Below are 20999 nucleotides of genomic sequence, written 5' to 3'. Positions count from 1 at the left end.
AGGCAGGAGACGCCAGGTGGCAGCTGGACCGACGACCGCAGAGAAGCGTGGCACGCGCGAACCGAAGGGGTCGTCGGAACGGCCGTCCCGCACGGGCACCCGGAGCACTCGCTTCCGGGTGCCCGGGCCGCGCGTCCTGCTGATCGCCCTGGCCGTTCTCGTGCTCGTGGCCGGCGGGATCTGGGCGCTCTACGGCTCCTCCTGGCTGCGCGTCGAGCGGGTGAGCACCACCGGCACGCGGGTTCTGACCCCTCGTGAGGTGGAGGCGGCCGCCGCCGTGCCGATCGGGTCCCCGCTCGTCTCCGTCGACACCGACGCGATCGAGGCGCGACTTCTCCGGAAACTTCCCCGTATCGACACGGTGGAGGTCGTTCGGTCCTGGCCGCACGGAATCGGTCTGAAAGTGACGGAACGGAAGCCGGTTCTGCTGGTGGAAAAGGGCGGAAAGTTCACGGAGGTGGACGCCGTCGGAACGCGTTACGCCACCGTGGACAAAGCGCCTCCAGGTGTACCGAAACTCGTTCTCGACGTCGCCTCCTCGCCGAGCCTGCGCCGCTTCGACGCGGACCGGCTGCTGCTCGAAGCGGTGGGCGTGACGGGCGAACTCCCAGAGAAAATCGCCCGGAACACTCGTGTCGTCAAGGCCGCCTCGTACGACTCCATCACCCTGGAGTTCGGCGACGGCCGCACGGTCCTCTGGGGCAGCGGCGAGGACGGTGCCGTCAAGGCGCGCGTCCTCGCGGCGTTGATGAAAGCGATGCCCAAAGCGGGGCACTTCGATGTAAGCGCCCCCACCGCCCCGGCGGCGTCGGGGAGTTGACGCACATCAGTGCTGGCCAGCACCCTGGTTGGCCAGCGCTACGGGTGATCACATAGGGTGAAAAGAAAAACGGGAGGTTCGGCGTGTTCGTTGAACGTGCGCCACTTGTCGACTTAGTGTCCTGTTCGGAAGAGTCCAGCGAACAGAGACACTGGTAACCCTAAACTTCAAGGTTAGGGTTCGGGTCGGCGTTTCGGACCGTCCCAATCGGCATCCGTCGTCGCAGCGCGACTACCACCGCGAAGCGGCGACACGTAACTCGAGGCGAGAGGCCTTCGACGTGGCAGCACCGCAGAACTACCTCGCAGTCATCAAGGTCATCGGTGTCGGCGGCGGTGGTGTCAATGCCATCAACCGAATGATCGAGGTCGGTCTCAAGGGCGTCGAGTTCATCGCGATCAACACCGACGCGCAAGCGCTGTTGATGAGCGACGCCGACGTCAAGCTCGACGTCGGCCGTGAACTCACCCGCGGCCTCGGGGCCGGGGCCAACCCGGCAGTCGGTCGCAAGGCGGCAGAGGACCACCGTGAGGAGATCGAGGAGGTCCTCAAGGGGGCCGACATGGTCTTCGTCACCGCCGGCGAAGGTGGCGGCACCGGCACCGGCGGCGCACCCGTCGTGGCCAACATCGCGCGCTCGCTCGGCGCCCTGACGATCGGTGTGGTCACCCGGCCGTTCACCTTCGAGGGACGCCGTCGGGCCAACCAGGCGGAGGACGGCATCGCCGAGCTCCGCGAAGAGGTCGACACCCTCATCGTCATTCCGAACGACCGGCTGCTCTCGATCTCGGACCGCCAGGTCTCCGTGCTCGACGCCTTCAAGTCGGCCGACCAGGTGCTGCTGAGCGGTGTGCAGGGCATCACCGACCTCATCACCACCCCCGGTCTGATCAACCTCGACTTCGCCGACGTGAAGTCGGTCATGTCCGAGGCCGGTTCGGCCCTCATGGGCATCGGTTCCGCCCGCGGCGACGACCGCGCGGTGGCCGCCGCGGAGATGGCGATCTCCTCGCCGCTCCTGGAGGCGTCCATCGACGGCGCCCGCGGCGTCCTGCTCTCCATCTCCGGCGGCTCCGACCTCGGTCTCTTCGAGATCAACGAGGCCGCGCAGCTGGTGAGCGAGGCGGCCCACCCCGAGGCCAACATCATCTTCGGTGCCGTCATCGACGACGCCCTGGGCGACGAGGTACGGGTCACGGTCATCGCGGCCGGCTTCGACGGCGGCCAGCCGCCGGCCCGCCGGGACAACATCCTCAGCTCGGCCTCCGCCAAGCGCGAGGAGCCGGCCCCGGCACCGCGTTCCACCGAGCGTCCGCTCGGCGGCCTCGGCACCGTCACCCCCCGGGACGAGCCGGCCGCCCCGGCCGAGCCGGCTCCGGTGGCCTCCACCGAGAGCTCGCTGCCGCCGGCCGCCCCGCCGGTGGTCCCGCCGGCCCGCCCGTACCCGGACACCCAGGCCGAAGAGCTGGATGTTCCGGACTTCCTGAAGTGATAGAGCAGCTCGAACCCGTGAGCGGCGCGCACTTCGCCTTCACCGACAGGTGGGGCGGGGTGAGCGCCGTTCCGTACGAGGAGCTCAACCTCGGCGGCGCGGTGGGGGACGACGCCGAGGCCGTACGGACCAACCGTGAGCTGGCCGCGAAGGCGCTGGGGCTCGACCCCGGGCGTGTCGTGTGGATGAACCAGGTGCACGGAGCGGATGTCGCCCAGGCCGACGGACCGGCCACCGTCCTTCCCCCGGGGATCGACGGCCTGGTCACCGCCACCCGCGGTCTCGCCCTCGCCGTGCTCACGGCCGACTGCACCCCCGTCCTTCTCGCCGACCCCGTCGCCGGGGTGGTGGCCGCCGCTCACGCCGGGCGGCCGGGCATGGTCGCCGGGATCGTCCCGGCCACCGTCCGGGCCATGATCGATCTCGGTGCCGACCCCGCCCGTATCTCCGCTCGCACCGGCCCCGCCGTCTGCGGGCGCTGCTACGAGGTGCCCGCCGCGATGCGGGAGGAGGTCGCGGCGGTCGAGCCGGCGGCCTTCGCCGAGACGAGCTGGGGAACCCCGGCCGTCGACGTCACCGCCGGGGTCCATGCCCAGCTGGAGCGGCTGGGCGTCCGGGACCGGCGGGCCAGTGAGGTCTGCACCCGTGAGTCGGGCGACCACTTCTCGTACCGCCGCGATCGCACCACGGGGCGACTCGCGGGATATGTCTGGTTGGACTGATATGACGGACCGTAAGTCGGAACTCGCCGCGAACCTGGCGCGGGTGGAGGAACGTATCTCTGCCGCCTGCGCCGCCGCCGGACGCAAGCGGTCGGACGTGACCCTGATCGTGGTCACGAAGACCTACCCCGCGAGCGATGTGCGACTCCTGCACGAACTCGGCGTGCGTGACGTCGCCGAGAACCGGGACCAGGACGCGGCTCCCAAGGCCGCCGCCTGCGCGGATCTCGACCTCCGCTGGCACTTCGTCGGCCAGTTGCAGACCAATAAGGTCCGGTCTGTGACGAGTTATGCGGATGTCGTGCAGTCCGTCGACCGTTTGAAGCTCGTCACCGTTCTCTCGACGGCGGCCGAGAAGGCCGGGCGCGAGCTCGGCTGCCTCGTCCAGGTCGCGCTCGACGCCGAGTCGGGCGAGCGGGGCGAGAGAGGCGGCGTGTCGCCGGACGGCATCGAGGAGTTGGCCGCCGCCGTGGACGCGGCGCCGGGCCTGAGGCTCGACGGACTGATGACCGTCGCGCCGCTCGCCGGTCCGTACGCGGGGCGGCAACGTGCGGCGTTCGACCGGTTGATGGATTTGTCGACTGCCCTGCGCGCGAACCGTCCGGCTGCGAACATGGTGTCGGCGGGGATGAGTGCGGACCTCGAGGAGGCCGTGGCGGCCGGAGCGACACATGTGCGCATCGGTACGGCGGTACTGGGTGTCCGCCCCAGGCTCGGGTAACGTCGCGAAGCAAGTCGGACCACAGCAGAAAATATGGTCATTCCCGCTGATCGGCGGGCAGACCCCGTGGATCGCGGGTACTTGGTGACGATGCCGATCCACCACAGAGCGGAGGACTCAGAGAATGGCCGGCGCGATGCGCAAGATGGCGGTCTACCTCGGCCTCGTGGAGGACGATGGGTACGACGGCCGGGGGTTCGACCCCGACGACGACTTCGAACCCGAGCTGGAACCCGAGCCCGAGCGTGAACGGCGCCACCAGCCCCCGCGGCAGATCGAGCGGGAGGAGCCGGTGCGAGTGGTGCAGCCTCCCGCACCGCGTGAGCCCGTCGCCCAGTCTGTCCCGGTACACGCGGAAAGCGGACGTCCGGCCCGAATTGCCCCCGTGGCATCCATCACACCCGAACGTCCGAGCATGGAGAAGAACGCGCCGGTGATCATGCCCAAGGTTGTGTCCGAGCGGGAGCCCTACCGCATCACGACATTGCACCCCAGGACCTACAACGAGGCCCGTACCATCGGGGAACACTTCCGTGAGGGCACCCCGGTGATCATGAACCTCACGGAGATGGACGACACCGACGCGAAGCGACTTGTCGACTTTGCCGCGGGACTCGTCTTCGGGCTCCATGGCAGCATTGAGCGCGTGACGCAGAAGGTGTTCCTGTTGTCGCCTGCTAACGTCGATGTCACGGCGGAGGACAAGGCCCGCATCGCAGAGGGCGGATTCTTCAACCAGAGCTGAGAACACGAGACCGGAACGGACCGGCCGGGAGGCCGGTCGAGCGAGAGCACGAGAGCCAGGGGAGAGGGAAGCGCGGGATGGGCGTCGCACTACAAGTGGTCTACATCGCTCTGATGTGCTTCCTCATCGTGCTGATCTTCCGATTGGTCATGGACTACGTCTTCCAGTTCGCCCGTTCATGGCAACCCGGTAAGGCGATGGTGGTCGTTCTGGAGGCCACCTACACTGTCACCGATCCACCGCTCAAGCTCCTGCGGCGGTTCATTCCGCCGCTGCGTCTCGGGGGCGTGGCACTCGACCTGTCCTTCTTCGTTCTGATGATCATCGTCTACATCCTGATCTCCATCGTGAGCAGCTTCGCGAGGTGAATGTGGACGATACGGTCTTGCCGACTGCCGACGACTACGTAGAGGTGAAGAAGAGATGCCGCTGACTCCCGAGGACGTGCGGAACAAGCAGTTCACGACCGTCCGCCTTCGAGAAGGCTATGACGAGGACGAGGTCGATGCCTTCCTCGACGAGGTCGAAGCCGAACTGACCCGCCTGCTCCGCGAGAACGAGGACCTGCGCGCCAAGCTGGCCGCCGCGACGCGTGCCGCCGCGCAGAACCAGCAGCAGGGCATGCGCAAGCCGCCGGAGCAGCAGGATCGTCCCGTCGGTCCCGGCGCCCCCGTGCCCGCCGCCATATCCGGACCGCCGGTCCAGCAGCAGCCCCCGCAGATGGGTCCGCCGCAGCTGCCGTCCGGTGCGCCGCAGCTTCCCGCCGGTCCTGGCGGCCACGGCCCCGGCCCGATGCAGGGCGGCCCGATGGGCCCCGGCCCCGGGCAGATGCAGGGCGGCCCCATGGGTCAGCAGATGGGCGGCCCGATGGGTCACCCGCAGCAGCAGATGCAGCAGCCGATGCAGCAGCAGGGCCCGGGCGGGGACAGCGCCGCGCGCGTGCTCTCGCTGGCCCAGCAGACGGCCGACCAGGCGATCGCGGAGGCCCGTTCCGAGGCCAACAAGATCGTCGGCGAGGCGCGCTCGCGCGCCGAGGGCCTGGAGCGCGACGCCCGCGCCAAGGCCGACGCCCTGGAGCGGGACGCGCAGGAGAAGCACCGCGTGGCGATGGGCTCGCTGGAGTCCGCGCGCGCGACGCTGGAGCGCAAGGTCGAGGACCTGCGCGGCTTCGAGCGCGAGTACCGCACGCGTCTGAAGTCCTACCTCGAGTCGCAGCTGCGCCAGCTGGAGACCCAGGCCGACGACTCGCTGGCTCCGCCGCGGACGCCGGCGACGGCCTCCCTGCCGCCGGCCCCCTCGATGGCCTCGGCGGGCGCGAGCGCCCCGTCGTACGGCGGCAACGGCACGATGGGCGGCGGCCCGTCGATGGGAGGCCCCTCCTACGGCGGTCAGCAGCAGATGTCCCCGGCGATGACCCAGCCGATGGCTCCGGTCCGCCCGCAGGCACCGCAGCCGATGCAGCAGGCGCCGGCGCCGATGCGCGGCTTCCTGATCGACGAGGACGACAACTGACGGCGGCCGTTCGCGCGATGAGCGCGTAGCCGTCGGCAGGCTGAGGGCCGGGCCCGGGACTTTCTCCCGGGCCCGGCCCTTTTGCCGTGGGCGGGCACGTGGGCGCCTGTGGCGGGCCTTCCCGTACGGGGCCTCCGCCGCGGACCCGGAGCCGGGTGGGGGCTCCGCCCGAACCCTGGGTGTGGGCGCGGGGTCCGAGAACCCGTCTCACGGGTCGGGGGCAGGGTTCCCGGCCCTGACCCCGAGGGTGGGTGCGGCCGGGCGGGGGCTGCCCCCGGGTGCCCGTCCCGGCGGCGTGTGGCCGTTCTCGTGGGGTCGATCGTCAGTGCGGGGATGCGGAAGGGCCCGGCCCCAGGGGGGCCGGGCCCTTCTGGCCGGGTGTTACGCCTTGCGGAGGCGGAACGTCAGGGAGAGTCCCTCGTCCGTGAACGGGGCGCCGAAGGTGTCGTCGGCGGGGCCCGTCGCGTAGTCCGTCGCGAGGACCTCGTCCGCGATCAGGTCCGCGTGGGCCGCCAGGGCCTCCGCGGTCTCCGCCGAGTCCGACGTCCAGCGCAGCGCGATCCGGTCCGCCACGTCCAGGCCGCTGTTCTTGCGGGCCTCCTGGATCAGGCGGATCGCGTCACGGGCCAGACCCGCCTTCCGGAGTTCCGGAGTGATCTCCAGGTCCAGCGCCACCGTCGCGCCCGCGTCCGACGCGACCGACCAGCCCTCGCGCGGGGTCTCCGTGATGATGACCTCCTCGGGAGAGAGGGTCACGTCCTCGCCGTTCACGGAGAGCACGGCCTCACCACCGCGCAGCGCCAGCGAGAGCGCCGCCGCGTCGGCCGCGGCGACCGCCTTCGCCACGTCCTGGACGCCCTTGCCGAAGCGCTTGCCCAGCGCCCGGAAGTTCGCCTTCGCCGTCGTGTCGACCAGCGAGCCGCCGACCTCGCTCAGCGACGCCAGCGACGAGACGTTCAGCTCCTCCGTGATCTGCGCCTGGAGCTCCGGCGAGAGCTCGGAGAAGCCCGTCGCCGCCACCAGCGCGCGCGACAGCGGCTGGCGGGTCTTGACGCCCGACTCGGCGCGCGTCGCACGACCGAGCTCGACCAGGCGGCGGACCAGCAGCATCTGCTGCGACAGCTCCGGGTCGATCGCGGAGGTGTCCGCCTCCGGCCACGACGAGAGGTGGACCGACTCGGGAGCGTCCGGCGTCACCGGGACCACCAGGTCCTGCCAGACCCGCTCCGTGATGAAGGGGGTCAGCGGCGCCATGAGGCGCGTGACGGTCTCCACGACGTCGTGGAGCGTGCGCAGCGCCGCCTTGTCGCCCTGCCAGAACCGGCGCCGCGAGCGACGCACGTACCAGTTCGACAGGTCGTCGACGAAGGCCGACAGCAGCTTGCCCGCGCGCTGGGTGTCGTACGACTCCATCGCCTGCGTCACCTGGTCCACCAGCGTGTGCAGCTCGCTCAGCAGCCAGCGGTCGAGGACCGTGCGCTCGGCCGGCGCCGGGTCCGCCCCGCTCGGCGCCCAGCCGGACGTACGGGCGTACAGCGCCTGGAAGGCGACCGTGTTCCAGTACGTCAGGAGGGTCTTGCGGACGACCTCCTGGATCGTGCCGTGGCCGACCCGGCGGGCCGCCCACGGGGAGCCGCCGGCCGCCATGAACCAGCGGACCGCGTCGGCGCCGTGCTGGTCCATGAGCGGGATCGGCTGCAGGATGTTGCCCAGGTGCTTGGACATCTTGCGGCCGTCCTCGGCGAGGATGTGGCCCAGGCAGACCACGTTCTCGTACGAGGACTTGTCGAAGACCAGCGTGCCGACGGCCATCAGCGTGTAGAACCACCCACGCGTCTGGTCGATGGCCTCGGAGATGAACTGCGCCGGGTACCGGGACTCGAAGAGTTCCTTGTTCTTGTACGGGTAGCCCCACTGCGCGAACGGCATCGAGCCCGAGTCGTACCAGGCGTCGATCACCTCGGGAACGCGCACCGCGGTCTTCGCGCAGCCCTCCGCCGTGCAGGGGAAGGTGACGTCGTCGATGTACGGGCGGTGCGGGTCGAGCGCCGACTGGTCCGTGCCCGTCAGCTCGGTCAGCTCGGCGCGCGAGCCCACGCACGTCAGGTGGTCGTCCTCGCAGCGCCACAGCGGCAGCGGGGTGCCCCAATAGCGGCTGCGGGAGAGCGCCCAGTCGATGTTGTTGTTCAGCCAGTCGCCGAAGCGGCCGTGCTTGACCGAGTCGGGGAACCAGTTCGTCTTCTCGTTCTCCTGGAGGAGCCGGTCCTTGACGGCGGTCGTACGGATGTACCAGGACGGCTGCGCGTAGTAGAGCAGCGCCGTGTGGCAGCGCCAGCAGTGCGGGTAGCTGTGCTCGTACGGGACGTGCTTGAAGAGCAGGCCCCGCGCGCCGAGGTCGGCGGTGAGCGCCTCGTCCGCCTTCTTGAAGAAGACGCCGCCGACCAGCGGCACGTCCTCCTCGAAGGTGCCGTCGGGGCGGACCGGGTTCACGACCGGCAGGCCGTACGCCTTGCAGACCTTGAGGTCGTCCTCACCGAAGGCGGGGGACTGGTGGACCAGACCCGTACCGTCCTCCGTCGTCACGTACTCGGCGTTGACGACGTAGTGCGCCTCCGCGGGGAAGTCCACGAGCTCGAACGGGCGCTGGTACGTCCAGCGCTCCATCTCGGCGCCGGTGAAGGACTCGCCCGTCGTCACCCAGCCCTCGCCGAGGGCCTTGTCGAGCAGCGGCGCGGCGACGACGAGCTTCTCGTCGCCGTCGGTCGCCACGACGTAGGTGACCTCGGGGTGCGCGGCGACCGCCGTGTTGGAGACCAGGGTCCAGGGGGTCGTCGTCCACACCAGGAGCGCCGCCCGGCCGGCCAGCGGGCCGGAGGTCAGCGGGAAGCGGACGAACACGGAGGGGTCGACGACCGTCTCGTACCCCTGCGCGAGCTCGTGGTCCGAGAGGCCGGTGCCGCAGCGCGGGCACCACGGGGCGACACGGTGGTCCTGGACCAGCAGGCCCTTGTCGAAGATCTGCTTGAGCGACCACCAGACCGACTCGATGTACTCGGGGTCCATCGTGCGGTACGCGTCGTCGAGGTCGACCCAGTAGCCCATGCGCGTCGTGAGCTCGGCGAAGGCGTCGGTGTGGCGGGTCACGGACTCGCGGCACTTGTCGTTGAACGCGGCGATGCCGTATTCCTCGATGTCCTTCTTGCCGGAGAAGCCGAGCTCCTTCTCGACGGCGAGCTCGACCGGCAGGCCGTGGCAGTCCCAGCCGGCCTTGCGGGCGACGTGATAGCCGCGCATGGTCCGGAACCGGGGGAAGACGTCCTTGAAGACGCGCGCCTCGATGTGGTGGGCGCCGGGCATGCCGTTGGCGGTGGGCGGGCCCTCGTAGAACACCCACTCGGGGCGGCCCTCGGACTGCTCGAGGGTCTTGGCGAAGACCTTGCTCTCGTGCCAGAAATCGAGCACGGCGTGCTCGAGCGCGGGCAGGTCGACCTGGGCGGGCACCTGGCGGTACTGCGGCGGTTTCATCGGCGAGCTTCCTCCGGCGGACTGCTTCGTTTCCGTCCGGAGGGACGAGAGCGCCGTGCTGCGCGGCTCCCGCGGTACCACCCTCCTTGGCCCCGGGCGTATGCCCGTGGCCCCCTCATTGGGGTCGCGACGCCGGTTCTACTCGCCTCACGGCTTTCTTCCGGCAGCTCCGGGGTGATGCTTCACATCGGGCTCGCCCTCGGGCTCTCACCGTCCCCGAGTCGCTCATGGCTGCGTACGACGCTACTCGTCCCCATCCAAGCCTTTCGCTCCGCCCAGTGTACGGGGCGGGGAGCGCGTCGGCAGACCGCTTTTCCGGCGGCCCGCCGGAACGTCACGCGTGACCCGAATGGCCATACGGCCACCCGCGGACTTCCCGGCGTCGCGGTGGGGCGGATTACCGGGCGGGGAGCTGGGCACAACGGAGGCAGGCTCGACATGCCGCGGGCATGGGCGGGTGCGAAACGGCGGCGTGCCCCGTTGCCGCGGGCCTTGGGCCGATTTATCGTCCCAGCACGATTCGCGAGCAAGATCACAAAATGTGAAGGGGCCGCGACATGGTGGCGAAGAAGACCGCCGCGAAGAAGACCCCGGTCGCCGGTTCCGCCGGTCCGGCCGGGGCGGCCAAGGACGTCACCGGCAAGAAGACGACGGTCACGAAGAAGGCGGGCGCGGCGGCCCCGGCACGCGGGACGACGAAACGGGCGGATGCCACCGCGAAATCCGCCGCGAAGTCCACGGCCGGATCGTCGGCCGAGGCGGACGCCGGGTCGACGGCCGAGGCGGATGCCAAGGCGCCGGCCAGGACGGCTGCGGGGAAAGCGGCGGCCGGGAGGACGGCCGCCGGGAAGGCGACCGCCAAGAAGACTCCGGCGGCCGACAAGGCCCCGGCGAAGAAAGTCCCCACGAAGGCCCTGACGAAGAAGGCTCTGACGAAGAAGGCCGACACGAAGAAGGCCGACACGAAGAAGGCCCCCGCCAAGAAGACGGCCGCGGAGAAGGCGGCCACGAAGCAGGTCCCGGCGGCCGACGAGGCGGCCACGAAGCAGGTCCCGGCGGCCGACAAGGCGGCCACGAAGCAGGTCCCGGCGGCCGACGAGGCACCGGCGAGGAAAGCCCCGGTCAAAAAGGCCGCGGTCCAGAAGAAGGCCGCTTCCGCGGCGCAGGTGGAGCAGACAGGAGCCAGGACGGTGGCAGCGAAGAAGACCGCGGGTGGCGTGACGACGGCCGAGAGCGAGGTCGCGGTGCCGCAGGCGCGTGCCGGTGAGCTCGCGGTGCGCCCCGGCGAGGACCCCTGGACGCCCGAGGAGGTCACCGAGGCCCGCGCCGGGCTGGAGAGCGAGGTGCTCAGACTCCGGGCCGAGCTGCTCCACTCCCAGGAGGAGCTGACCGGGCTGATGCGGGACTCCGGGGACGGCGCCGGGGACGACCAGGCCGACACCGGCACCAAGAACATCACGCGCGAGCACGAGCTGGCCCTGGCCGCCAACGCCCGCGAGATGCTGGAGCAGTCCGAGCACGCCCTGGAGCGGCTGGACGCGGGCACGTACGGCCTCTGCGAGGTCTGCGGCAAGCCGATCGGCAAGGCGCGCATGCAGGCGTTCCCGCGGGCCACCCTGTGTGTCGAGGACAAGCAGAAGCAGGAGCGCCGCGGCTGACGGACCTCGGTCGCCCTGACGGCGCGGCGGGGGTGTGCCGTACCCTCGTGCTCAGTCAGGGCACCTAGGTTGAGGGACTCACGTGGCAGAGGCGGAGCGCATCATCGGTACGCCGGATTCGGGCGCGGGCGACGCGGACGGCGAGGCGGCGGCCCCGGCCGAGCGGGCCAGGGGCAAGCGCAGGATCGCCGCGCTGCTCGTGGTCGCACTCGTCGCCTATCTGCTCGACCTCGGCAGCAAGATGCTCGTCGTCGCCAAGCTGGAGGGCCACGCGCCGATCCAGGTCATCGGCGACCTGCTGAGGTTCGAGGCGATCCGGAACCCGGGCGCGGCCTTCGGCATGGGCGAGGCCTTCACGATCATCTTCACCTTCATCGCGGCGACGGTGATCGTGGTGATCATCCGGCTGGCGCGCAAGCTCTACAGCACGGCGTGGGCGATCGCCCTCGGCCTGCTCCTCGGTGGCGCCCTGGGCAACCTGACCGACCGGATCTTCCGTTCGCCGGGCGTCTTCGAGGGCGCGGTCGTGGACTTCATCGCGCCCGCCCACTTCGCCGTTTTCAACCTCGCCGACTCGGCGATCGTCTGCGGCGGCTTCCTGATCGTGATCCTGTCCTTCCGCGGGCTGGACCCCGACGGCACGGTCCACAAGGACTGACAAGGCATACTCGACGGGTGAGTACGAGTCCCGAGATCCGCACGCTGCCCGTTCCCGACGGCCTGGAGGGCGAGCGCGTCGACGCCGCCATCGCCCGCATGTTCGGGTTTTCCCGTACGAAGGCGGCCGAACTGGCCGCCTCCGGGAAGGTCCAGGTCGACGGCGCCGTCGTCGGCAAGTCCGAGCGGGTCAGCGGTGGCGCGTGGCTCGAGGTCGAGATGCCCGGCGCCCCGGCGCCCGTGCAGATCGTGGCCGAGCCCGTGGAGGGCATGGAGATCATCCACGACGACGACGACATCGTCGTGATCATGAAGCCGGTCGGGGTCGCCGCCCACCCCAGCCCGGGCTGGACCGGGACGACGGTCATCGGCGGCCTCGCCGCCGCCGGGTACCGCATCTCCACGTCCGGCGCCGCCGAGCGCCAGGGGATCGTGCACCGGCTCGACGTCGGCACCTCGGGCCTGATGGTCGTCGCCAAGTCGGAGCGGGCGTACACGCTGCTCAAGGCGCAGTTCAAGGAGCGGGTCGTCGACAAGCGCTACCACGCGCTGGTCCAGGGGCACCCGGACCCGATGAGCGGCACCATCGACGCGCCGATCGGCCGCCACCCCCAGCACGACTACAAGTGGGCCGTGACCGCCGAGGGCAAGCCCTCGGTGACGCACTACGACCTGATCGAGGCGTACCGCGCGGCCTCGCTGCTCGACATCAAGCTGGAGACGGGCCGCACGCACCAGATCCGGGTGCACATGTCGGCCCACCGCCACCCCTGCGTCGGTGACCTCACCTACGGCGCCGACCCGACGATGGCGAAGCGGCTCGGTCTGACGCGGCAGTGGCTCCACGCCGTACGGCTGGGCTTCGAGCACCCGTCGGACGGGCGCTGGGTCGAGTTCGAGAGCACCTACCCGGCCGACCTGCGGAACGCGCTGGACCGGATCGCGGCGGAGAGCGCGTGAGCACCGGGTTCTCCGTACGGGAGGCGGCCGGCGAGGAGGACCGCGAGGCATGCTTCGCCGTGCGCCGGGACGTCTTCGTGGGCGAGCAGCGCGTGCCGCAGGAGATCGAGTACGACCGGTACGACGCGACGGCCGTGCACGTCCTCGCCGTCCGTGAGGACGGACTGCCGCTCGGCACCGGGCGGCTGCTCCACGGAGCGGACGCGGCCGGCAAGACCGGCGCCGACGAGTCCGTGGGTTCGCTGGGGCGGCTCGCCGTCACGAAGGCCGCGCGCGGTCTGGGGGTCGGCGTGGCGCTGGTCCGCGCCATCGAGGACGCGGCGCGCGAGCGGGGTCTGAAAGCCGTGGACCTGCACGCCCAGACGCATGCCCTCGGCTTCTACGAGCGGCTCGGCTACGAGGCGTACGGCCCGGAGTTCCAGGACGCGGGCATCCCGCACCGCGCGATGCGGCGCGTTCTGTAGGTCGTGTCCGCGGAGTTCCCGGCAGCCACGTGAGCGGCGCCGCACGGCGCTTTGGGTGGATTCCTTCTCACGCGTGGCAGGGTTGAAGCCCCGATCGTCGACCGCGCCGCCAGGCCGGAAGGGCTCACCGTGGACCAACTGGCCCTGTTGCTCCTGCTGTTGCTCGGCGCGCTGCTCACCGTGCCGCTCGGGGACCGGCTCGGGCTGCCGGCCCCGGTGCTCATGACCCTCATCGGGATCGTGCTGGCCTTCCTGCCCTTCGTGCCCAACGTCGAGATCCCGCCCGAGTACATCCTGCCGCTCGTCCTTCCGCCGCTCCTCTACGCCTCCGTGCAGCGCACGTCCTGGCGCCAGTTCGCGGCCAACAGACGGCCCATCTTCCTGCTCGCCGTCGCCCTGGTCTTCGTCACCACCGCCGCCGTCGCCGCCATGGCGAACGCGCTCGTGCCGGGGCTCCCCCTCGCGGCCGCCGTCGCGCTCGGCGCGCTCGTCGCGCCCCCCGATCCGGTCGCCGCGACCGCCGTCGCCGGTTCGCTCGGGCTCCCGCGCCGGCTGGTCTCGATCCTGGAGGGCGAGGGGCTCTTCAACGACGTCACGGCGATCGTGCTCTACCACGTGGCCGTCGGCGCCGCCGTGGGCGGCACGTTCTCCTGGGAGGGCGCGGGCGCCGAACTCGTCCTCTCGGCCGTCGTCGCCATCGCCGTGGGGTTCCTCCTCGGCTGGCTCAGCAACAAGCTCATGGGCGTCCTCGGCGAGCCCACCCTTCAGACCGGGCTCACCCTCCTCGTCCCGTTCGTCGCCTACGTCCTCGCCGAGGAGCTGCACGGCTCCGGCGTCCTCGCCGTCCTCGTCGTCGCCCTCTACCTCGCCGAGCACGCACTCGACGCCGACGACGTCATGGGCCGGCTCGCGGGCCAGACCTTCTGGCAGATCGTCGACACCCTGGTCACCGGTATCGCCTTCGGTCTCATCGGACTCGAACTGCACAACGTCTTCGGCACGGCCGACGGCCGCATGGGCGAGATGCTCGGCTGGGGCGCGGCCGTGACCGGTGTCGTCATCGGCGTACGACTGCTGTGGCTGCTGCCCGCCACCTGGCTGGCCAAGCGGCTGCACACCGGCCGCGACTACGCCGAGGAGATCCCCGTGAGCTGGCGGGAGACCGTCGTCATGTGGTGGTCGGGGATGCGCGGGGTGGCCTCGGTGGCGCTGGCGCTCGCCATTCCGCTGCGTACGGAGGACGGGGCGCCGTTCCCCGGACGGGACGAGATCGTCTTCATCGCCTTCTGCGTGATCATGACCACCCTGGTGCTCCAGGGCCTCACCCTGCCCTGGCTGGTCAAGCGGCTCGGCGTACAGGCCGACACGGACGCGGAGCGCGCCCTGGAACGGCAGCTCGCGCTCCGCGCGGCGAAGGCCGCCAAGCGCCGGCTCAGGGAGATCGAGGAGGTGGAGGAGCTGCCCGACGAGGTCCAGGAGCGGCTGCTGCGCGGGGCCTTCGACATCGGGGCGCGGATCAGTCCGGACGTGCTCGACGAGGAGCTGCGGACGGCCTTCGCCGAGCGGGCCGGGCGGCTCAAGGCCGTCCACCGCATCCACCGGGAGATGATGTCGGCCGCCCGTCACGAGGTGCTCTCGGCACGGAGCGAGCCGGGGACCGACCCGGAGGTGGTGGACCGGGTGCTGCGCCAGCTGGACGTGCGCAGCATGAAGTGAGGCGGTCCCGGGCCGGGCCCTGGGCACCGCACCCGCGACCGCCCGCCGGCCTCATCCGCGGCCGGTGCGGGGCGCCTCGTCACCTTCCTTCCGGTACGCGTCGGTGAAGGCGGCGTTGTTGCTGTGCACCTCGGCGGCGCGCGGCGGTGGGGCGTCGAGCAGGCTCCGGCCGTCGCGCTGCGCGGGGACGGCGTCCGACACCGCGATCCGGGGAAGCGCGTACGGGTGCTCCTCGGCCAGCCAGGCGACGATCTGCTCCCGGACGGTGCACCGGACGGTCCACACGTCGTCCGCGTCCTTGGCCGTGACCACGGCACGGACCACGAGCGTGTTGGGCGTGGTGTCGGTGACGGCCAGGCTCCAGTCCCGGCCGTCCCAGGACGGGCAGTCCGCCAGGATCTGCTTGAGCCTGTCGCGCATCTCGGCGACCGGGGCCGAGTGGTCCAGGTGGAAGAAGACCGTGCCGGTCATCTGGGCACCGCCGCGCGACCAGTTCTCGAAGGGCTTGCTGGTGAAGTACGAGACCGGCATCGTGATGCGGCGCTCGTCCCAGGTCCGTACCGCGAGGAAGGTCAGCGTGACCTCCTCCACGACGCCCCACTCGCCGTCGACCACCACGGTGTCGCCGAGCCGGACCATGTCGCCGAACGCGATCTGGAAGCCGGCGAAGAGGTTGCCGAGAGTGGACTGGGCGGCGATGCCGGCCACGATCCCGATGATGCCCGCCGAGGCCAGCATCGAGGTGCCGATGGTCCGCAGGGCCGGGAAGGTCAGCAGCATGGCCGCCACCGCGACGACGGCGACGACCGCCGTCACGATCCGCATGATGAGGGTGACCTGCGTGCGGACGCGCCGGACACGGGCCGGGTCGCGGGTGGAGGAGGCGTACCGCGCGAAGGTCGACTCCACGATGGCCGCGGCGATCCGGGTCACCAGCCAGGCGCTCGATCCGATGAGGACGAGGGACAGGATCTGGCCTATGCCGGTCGCGTGCTCCTCGATGGGCCGCCAGTGCGTCTCACGGTAGGTGCCGCGCAGGACGGAGGCGAGCAGCACCGCCTGCAGCGGTATCCGGCAGCGGCGGAGCAGGCCCCACAGGGGGGTCTCGGGGTGGCGGGCGTCGACCCGGCGCAGCAGCACGTCGGCGGCCCAGCCGGCCGCCAGGGTGAGCAGTACCGATCCGCCGACGACCAGCAGGGGTCGCAGCACGCTGTCCATGTACTCGGGGCCTCCGTGTCTCCGGGTCGGGGAGCCCGGCTGGCAGGATGGACCGCATGGACATCATGCTTTTCCACTCGACCTACGGGCTGCGTCCGGCGGTGGACGCCGCGGCCGAGCGGCTGCGGGCCGCCGGGCACCAGGTTCGGGTGCCCGACCTCTTCGAGGGGCAAACCGCCGAGACGGTCGAGGAGGGAATGGAGCTCCAGGGGTCGATCGGCAAGGAGGAGCTGCTGAAGCGTGCCGTCCTCGCCTCCGCGCCCTACTCGGACCGCGGACTCGTCTACGCCGGGTTCTCCTTCGGCGCCTCGGTCGCGCAGACCCTCGCCCTCGGCGACGAGAAGGCGCGCGGGCTGCTCCTGCTCCACGGAACCTCGGACATCGCGGAGAGCGCGTCCGTCGACGACCTCCCCGTACAGCTGCACATCGCCGACCCGGACCCCTTCGAGTCGCACGACTGGCTGACGTCCTGGTACCTGCAGATGGGCAAGGCCGGTGCGGACGTGGAGGTCTACCGCTACCCGGGGGCCGGCCACCTGTTCACCGACCCCGACCTGCCGGACTGGGACGAGGCCGCCGCCGAGCGGACCTGGTCGATCGCCCTGGCGTTCCTGGAAGGTCTGTAGGAGACGCGGAAGGGCGCGGCGGGGGCTCTCCCGCCGCGCCCTTCCTCAGAGCGTCGGTTCTCAGCCGGCGCGGTACGCGGTCCACATGTCGTTCATCCGCGTGACCTGGCCGGAGGTGAACTGGTACATGCAGGCGTCGTACGTGTAGTCCATGAAGTTGTGGATCGGGTCCACACCCGTCTTGGACGCGCAGCTGTCACGACCGGTCGGGCACTCGTACGCCGGGCTCTTCTCGGCGGGGGTGTCGGTGACGTAGTCGCCGTTTCCGTTGCAGCCGCCCTGGAAGGTGTGGTAAAGCCCCATCCAGTGGCCGACCTCGTGGGTCGCGGTGTCGCCCTCGTTGTAGTTGGCGGCGGATCCGCCCGGCAGCGAGGAGTCGAGGACGACGACACCGTCCATGGACGGGTTGGAGTTGTACGAGGACGGGAAGGTCGCCCAGCCGAGCAGGCCACCGCTGAGCTTGGCGGTGTAGAAGTTCAGCGCGCCGGCGCCGCCCTTGCGCAGGGTCGACTTCATCTGCTTCTCGGCGGTGGAGCCCGAGGCCAGGTTGTACCAGGTCGCGTTGTCCGTGTAGTCGGTCTCAACCAGGGTGAACTGGAAGTTGGTGTTCACATTGCCGGTGCCCTGGCCGGCGAAGGCCGAGTTGAGGACCGCCATCTGGTTGTTGACGGCGGTGGCGCTCAGCTTGCCCGCGGTGCCGCTGTGGATGACGTGGAAGTAGACCGGGATGTTGACCACGGCGGCGGTGGAGTTCATGCCACTGGCGCGGACCGACTCCAGTCTCTTCTTCAGGTCCGCGTCCATGGCCTTGGCCTGGGTGGCGGAGATCTCGTTGGGCTCGTGGCCGTGGGAGTCGGCGCCGCGGGCCTTGCGGGCGCCGGAGTGGGCGTCCTCCTCCTCCACGCACTCCTCGGCGGAGAGGCCGGCGGCCGAGGTGGTGGCGGCCGGGGCGGCCGACGGGGCGGACAGGGGGGCCAGGGCCAGGGTTCCGGCCATGACCGCGGTGCCGAGTACACGACGTGACATACGCGGCGATATACGAACAAGAGCACGCACAGGTGACTCCTCGCGGGGGGTTGTGGAGAGGCACTTCCTCGCCACCGCGGGGACATTACGGGTCCATGTCAGGTGTTGATGAGCATTGATCAAGCCCAATCATCCATGGTGCGAATCGGGTCATCGGGAAGAAAAACTTCTGTCCGTTCCGGAGTTTGAGACATCGACGTAACGAACGAAGCGACGAAGGCGGGTGGTGTGTCCGGTTTCGATCTCCGGAACTCACCACCCGCCGTCGTGATGTGATCTCCTGTTAACACAAGCGATCATGGCTGAAAATCACCCATGACGTCATGTCAGCGCAAGGTCAGCGCACCGGCTGGTACACCCGCTCGACGCGCTGCGTTCCGTTGCGCGTCCGGTAGGAGCGCGACCAGGCGGTCGTCGCGTCCGCCCTGGTCTTGTCGGAGACCGTGTAGTAGTCCATCTGCGACTGCTCGGCGGTGACATCGAGCACGCCGTAGCCGTGGTGGTCCATGTCCACCCACTTCACATGGCGGTTGGCGGCCTTGATCGCCCCGGCCGCCACGACCGAGACCGTGCCCGGCGCCACGCGGAGGATGTCGTCGAGGTTGTCCGAGGTCACCGAGGTCACCACGAACTCGGTCGCCGCCGACTGCGACAGCGGATACGTCGCCGCCTTCACCGGCACGTCGTTGGCCCATGCCATGTGGATGTCACCGGTCAGGAAGACGGTGTTGCGGATGGAGCGCTGCGTCAGATGCGCGAGCAGTTCCCGCCGGTCGTCCGTGTACCCGTCCCACTGGTCGACGTTGACCGCAAGGCCCTCCTTCGGCAGGCCCAACAACTCCGCGAGCGGGCCGAGCAGATGGGCCGGCAGTGCGCCGAAGGCGACGGGGGAGATCATCACCGAGGTGCCGACCAGCTTCCAGGTCGCGTCGGAGCCGGCGAGGCCGGACTTCAGCCAGTCCAGCTGGGCCCGGCCGGTGAGCGTCCGCTCCGGGTCGTCGACCGAGCCGTTGCCGACGCTCGACTGCTGCGAGCGGAAGGAGCGCAGGTCGAGCAGGTGCAGATCGGCCAGGGTGCCGAAGCGCAGCCGCCGGTAGACCGTGCCCTCGGTGGAGGTCCGTACCGGCATCCACTCGAAGTACGCCTGCTTGGCGGCGGCGACCCGGGCCGCCCACTCCCCCTCGGCGCCGGGCGTGTGGTTCTCCGCCCCGCCCGCCCAGGCGTCGTTGGCCATCTCGTGGTCGTCCCAGATCGCGATCACCGGGTGCGCGGCGTGCAGCGCCTGCAGGTCGGCGTCCGTCTTGTACTTTCCGTGCCGGGTGCGGTAATCGGCCAGCGAGACGATCTCGTGCCGCGGTTCGTGCTGCCGTACGACGTGCTCCTCCGTCGGGTAGCCGCCGGTGCCGTACTCGTACAGGTAGTCGCCGAGATGGAGGATCGCGTCCAGATCGGCGCGGGCCGCGAGGTGCCGGTAGGCCGAGAAGTAGCCGGACTCCCAGTTGGCGCAGGAGACGACGCCGAAGCGGACGCCGGGTGTGGTCGCGTCGGTGGCCGGCGTGGTGCGGGTGCGGCCGACGGCGGAGACGGTGTCGCCCGCCGTGAAGCGGAACCAGTGGGCGGTCGCCGGGCGCAGGCCCCGGACGTCCACCTTGACCGTGTGGTCGGAGGCGGCCGTGGCGGTGGTGGTGCCCCGGGCCACGATCCGGGCGAAGGCGCGGTCCTCGGCCACCTCCCAGCCGACCACGACGTCGGAGCCTCTGCCGGATCCGGGGGTGGCGTCGGAGGTGGGGGTCACACGGGTCCAGAGCAGGACGCCGTCGGGGAGCGGGTCGCCGGAGGCGACGCCGTGCAGGAACGCGGGTGCCTCGGACTCCGCGAACGCGGGGGAGGCGGCGCCCACCAGTGCCGGCGCGGCGACGGCCGTGACGGCGGCCGCCTTCACGACCGTGCGGCGGGTGGGGGCGGAGGATATGTGTCGACTGGTCACGGGCAGTCAGATTACTGATCAGTATGCCGAACAGGCAGGCGAAATCCGGAAAGTTCGCGTACTCGTCGCCCTGCGGACGCGCATCTTCCCGGCCGCCTGCCCGGGCGGGTCCGCGGGGGCGTCCGTCTGCCGCCTCCCGCGGACCCGTGCCGTGCCGTCGTCGTCGGCCGACGCGTGGGCCGAGCCGTGAACCGACTCGCGAGCCGACCCGTGAGCCGACGCGTGGGCCGAGCGTGAACCGACTCGCGAGCCGACGCGTGGGCCGAGCGTGAACCGACTCGCGAGCCGGCCCGTGCGTCAGCCCTCGGTCAGCCCTTGAGCGCCGGGGCGAGCGCGGCGTTGAACTCCTCCACCGTCAGCGGCGGGTTCTTGCTGCCCGCGGCCGTGAGGGTCTTGCCGTCCATCTTCAACGTCGGCGTGCCCGTCACGCCGCTGTCGTCGAACGCCGCGGACATCTTCATCGCCCAGGCGTCGAAGGTGCCGTTCTCCACGTTCTTCCTGAACTCCGCGTTGCCCTTCAGCGCCGGGACGGAGTCCGCGACCTCCAGGAGGTAGGAGTCCTTGGCGAACTTGTCCTGGCTCTCCTCCGGGTGGAACCGGGCGGAGTAGAGCGCCGATTTGTACGTCAGGAAGGCCTCGGGGCTCACGTTCAGCGCCGCGCCCAGCGCCGACAGGGCGTTCTTCGAACCCTCGCCCTGGTCGACGTTGTCGATGAAGGTCGCGCCGACGTACTTGACCTTGTACTTGCCGGCCTCGACGTCCTTGTCGACCGTCGCGCCGACCTGCTGCTCGAAGGTCGCGCAGACCGGGCAGCGGGAGTCCTCGTAGATCTCCAGCGTCTTCTTGGCGGCCGGCTTGCCGATGACGACCGTGGTGCCGTTCGTGCCCTCGGTGTTCCTGGGCGCGGTGACCTTCGACTCCTTCGCCGCCGCCTCCCAGTGGGACGGCTTGTTGGCCTGGACGACGGCGTAACCGATGCCGCCGGCGACCGCCAGGGCGGCGACCGCCGACACGGCGACGATCACCTGGCGGCGGGCCTTGTCCTTCTTGGCCTGCCGCTCGCGCTCGACGCGCAGCCGCTCGCGGGCGGCAGCCTTGTTGGCATGGCTGTTGCGTGCACTCATGGTCGTGATCTCCGTGAAGGTCGGGA

18 protein-coding genes are annotated in these 20999 nt (G+C 70.5%); 13 read left to right on the top strand and 5 right to left on the bottom strand.

Translation table 11 applies throughout. The features are described 5' to 3' along the window. Positions 1-16 precede the first annotated feature (16 nt). The 7 genes from ACZ4VW_RS05645 to ACZ4VW_RS05615 all read left to right on the top strand — a co-directional run bounded on the left by ACZ4VW_RS05645 (position 17) and on the right by ACZ4VW_RS05615 (position 6012). Positions 17-820 (top strand): cell division protein FtsQ/DivIB, encoded by an 804-nt coding sequence (locus ACZ4VW_RS05645; protein WP_467958743.1) that lies wholly within the window; start codon positions 17-19, stop codon positions 818-820. Between the two features lie 280 nt (positions 821-1100). Next, positions 1101-2312: a cell division protein FtsZ gene (gene ftsZ, locus ACZ4VW_RS05640; RefSeq protein ID WP_467958741.1), complete on the top strand. Its 1212-nt coding sequence runs from the start codon at positions 1101-1103 to the stop codon at positions 2310-2312. Beyond that, the gene (pgeF, locus tag ACZ4VW_RS05635) at positions 2309-3034 is read left to right on the top strand and encodes a peptidoglycan editing factor PgeF (protein WP_467958739.1); all 726 of its coding nucleotides are present in this window, start codon (positions 2309-2311) and stop codon (positions 3032-3034) included. Before ftsZ ends, pgeF begins: the two co-directional genes overlap by 4 nt. A gap of 1 nt (position 3035) precedes the next feature. Then, positions 3036-3755 carry a YggS family pyridoxal phosphate-dependent enzyme gene (locus ACZ4VW_RS05630; protein ID WP_467958737.1) on the top strand — a complete coding sequence of 240 codons (720 nt, stop codon included), beginning with the start codon at positions 3036-3038 and terminating at the stop codon, positions 3753-3755. A gap of 124 nt (positions 3756-3879) precedes the next feature. Beyond that, positions 3880-4500 (top strand): cell division protein SepF, encoded by a 621-nt coding sequence (locus ACZ4VW_RS05625; RefSeq protein ID WP_467958735.1) that lies wholly within the window; start codon positions 3880-3882, stop codon positions 4498-4500. 77 nt (positions 4501-4577) lie between these two features. After that, positions 4578-4868, top strand: coding sequence for a YggT family protein (locus ACZ4VW_RS05620; RefSeq protein ID WP_019885526.1), 291 nt, complete (start codon positions 4578-4580; stop codon positions 4866-4868). Positions 4869-4923: 55 nt separating this feature from the next. Next, complete coding sequence (locus ACZ4VW_RS05615) at positions 4924-6012, top strand: DivIVA domain-containing protein (protein WP_467958733.1); 1089 nt, start codon at positions 4924-4926, stop codon at positions 6010-6012. Between the two features lie 381 nt (positions 6013-6393). Here the strand turns inward: ACZ4VW_RS05615 and ileS are convergent, their stop codons facing one another. Further along, positions 6394-9537: an isoleucine--tRNA ligase gene (gene ileS, locus ACZ4VW_RS05610; protein ID WP_467958731.1), complete on the bottom strand. Its 3144-nt coding sequence runs from the start codon at positions 9535-9537 to the stop codon at positions 6394-6396. A gap of 557 nt (positions 9538-10094) precedes the next feature. Between ileS and ACZ4VW_RS05605 the strand changes: the two genes are divergently transcribed. The 5 genes from ACZ4VW_RS05605 (at position 10095) to ACZ4VW_RS05585 (ending at position 14992) form a co-directional block, all read left to right on the top strand. Continuing rightward, positions 10095-11195: a TraR/DksA family transcriptional regulator gene (locus ACZ4VW_RS05605; protein ID WP_467958729.1), complete on the top strand. Its 1101-nt coding sequence runs from the start codon at positions 10095-10097 to the stop codon at positions 11193-11195. 82 nt (positions 11196-11277) lie between these two features. Then, complete coding sequence (gene lspA / locus ACZ4VW_RS05600) at positions 11278-11853, top strand: signal peptidase II (RefSeq protein ID WP_467958727.1); 576 nt, start codon at positions 11278-11280, stop codon at positions 11851-11853. Positions 11854-11870: 17 nt separating this feature from the next. Further along, positions 11871-12812, top strand: coding sequence for an RluA family pseudouridine synthase (locus ACZ4VW_RS05595; RefSeq protein WP_467958725.1), 942 nt, complete (start codon positions 11871-11873; stop codon positions 12810-12812). Continuing rightward, positions 12809-13276, top strand: a complete 468-nt coding sequence (locus tag ACZ4VW_RS05590) for a GNAT family N-acetyltransferase (RefSeq protein ID WP_467958723.1) — start codon at positions 12809-12811, stop codon at positions 13274-13276. The genes ACZ4VW_RS05595 and ACZ4VW_RS05590 overlap by 4 nt, the downstream gene beginning before the upstream one ends. Positions 13277-13405: 129 nt before the next feature. After that, positions 13406-14992 (top strand): Na+/H+ antiporter, encoded by a 1587-nt coding sequence (locus ACZ4VW_RS05585; protein WP_467958721.1) that lies wholly within the window; start codon positions 13406-13408, stop codon positions 14990-14992. 51 nt (positions 14993-15043) lie between these two features. Here the strand turns inward: ACZ4VW_RS05585 and ACZ4VW_RS05580 are convergent, their stop codons facing one another. Beyond that, positions 15044-16210, bottom strand: a complete 1167-nt coding sequence (locus tag ACZ4VW_RS05580) for a mechanosensitive ion channel family protein (protein ID WP_467958719.1) — start codon at positions 16208-16210, stop codon at positions 15044-15046. A gap of 47 nt (positions 16211-16257) precedes the next feature. Between ACZ4VW_RS05580 and ACZ4VW_RS05575 the strand changes: the two genes are divergently transcribed. Next, entirely contained in the window at positions 16258-16836 is a 579-nt protein-coding gene (locus tag ACZ4VW_RS05575) for a dienelactone hydrolase family protein (RefSeq protein ID WP_467958717.1), read from the top strand. Positions 16837-16896: 60 nt separating this feature from the next. Here the strand turns inward: ACZ4VW_RS05575 and ACZ4VW_RS05570 are convergent, their stop codons facing one another. The 3 genes from ACZ4VW_RS05570 to ACZ4VW_RS05560 all read right to left on the bottom strand — a co-directional run bounded on the left by ACZ4VW_RS05570 (position 16897) and on the right by ACZ4VW_RS05560 (position 20973). Then, positions 16897-17862 (bottom strand): zinc metalloprotease, encoded by a 966-nt coding sequence (locus ACZ4VW_RS05570; protein ID WP_467958715.1) that lies wholly within the window; start codon positions 17860-17862, stop codon positions 16897-16899. 337 nt (positions 17863-18199) lie between these two features. Further along, entirely contained in the window at positions 18200-19849 is a 1650-nt protein-coding gene (locus tag ACZ4VW_RS05565; protein WP_467958713.1) for an alkaline phosphatase D family protein, read from the bottom strand. A 308-nt stretch (positions 19850-20157) separates the two neighbouring features. Next, positions 20158-20973: a DsbA family protein gene (locus ACZ4VW_RS05560; protein ID WP_467958711.1), complete on the bottom strand. Its 816-nt coding sequence runs from the start codon at positions 20971-20973 to the stop codon at positions 20158-20160. Positions 20974-20999: the final 26 nt, after the last annotated feature.

The sequence above is a fragment of the Streptomyces sp. NPDC029139 genome, assembly GCF_055564335.1.
Note: the sequence above shows the minus strand (reverse complement) of the source record. Positions and strands in the feature narration are given on the sequence as shown.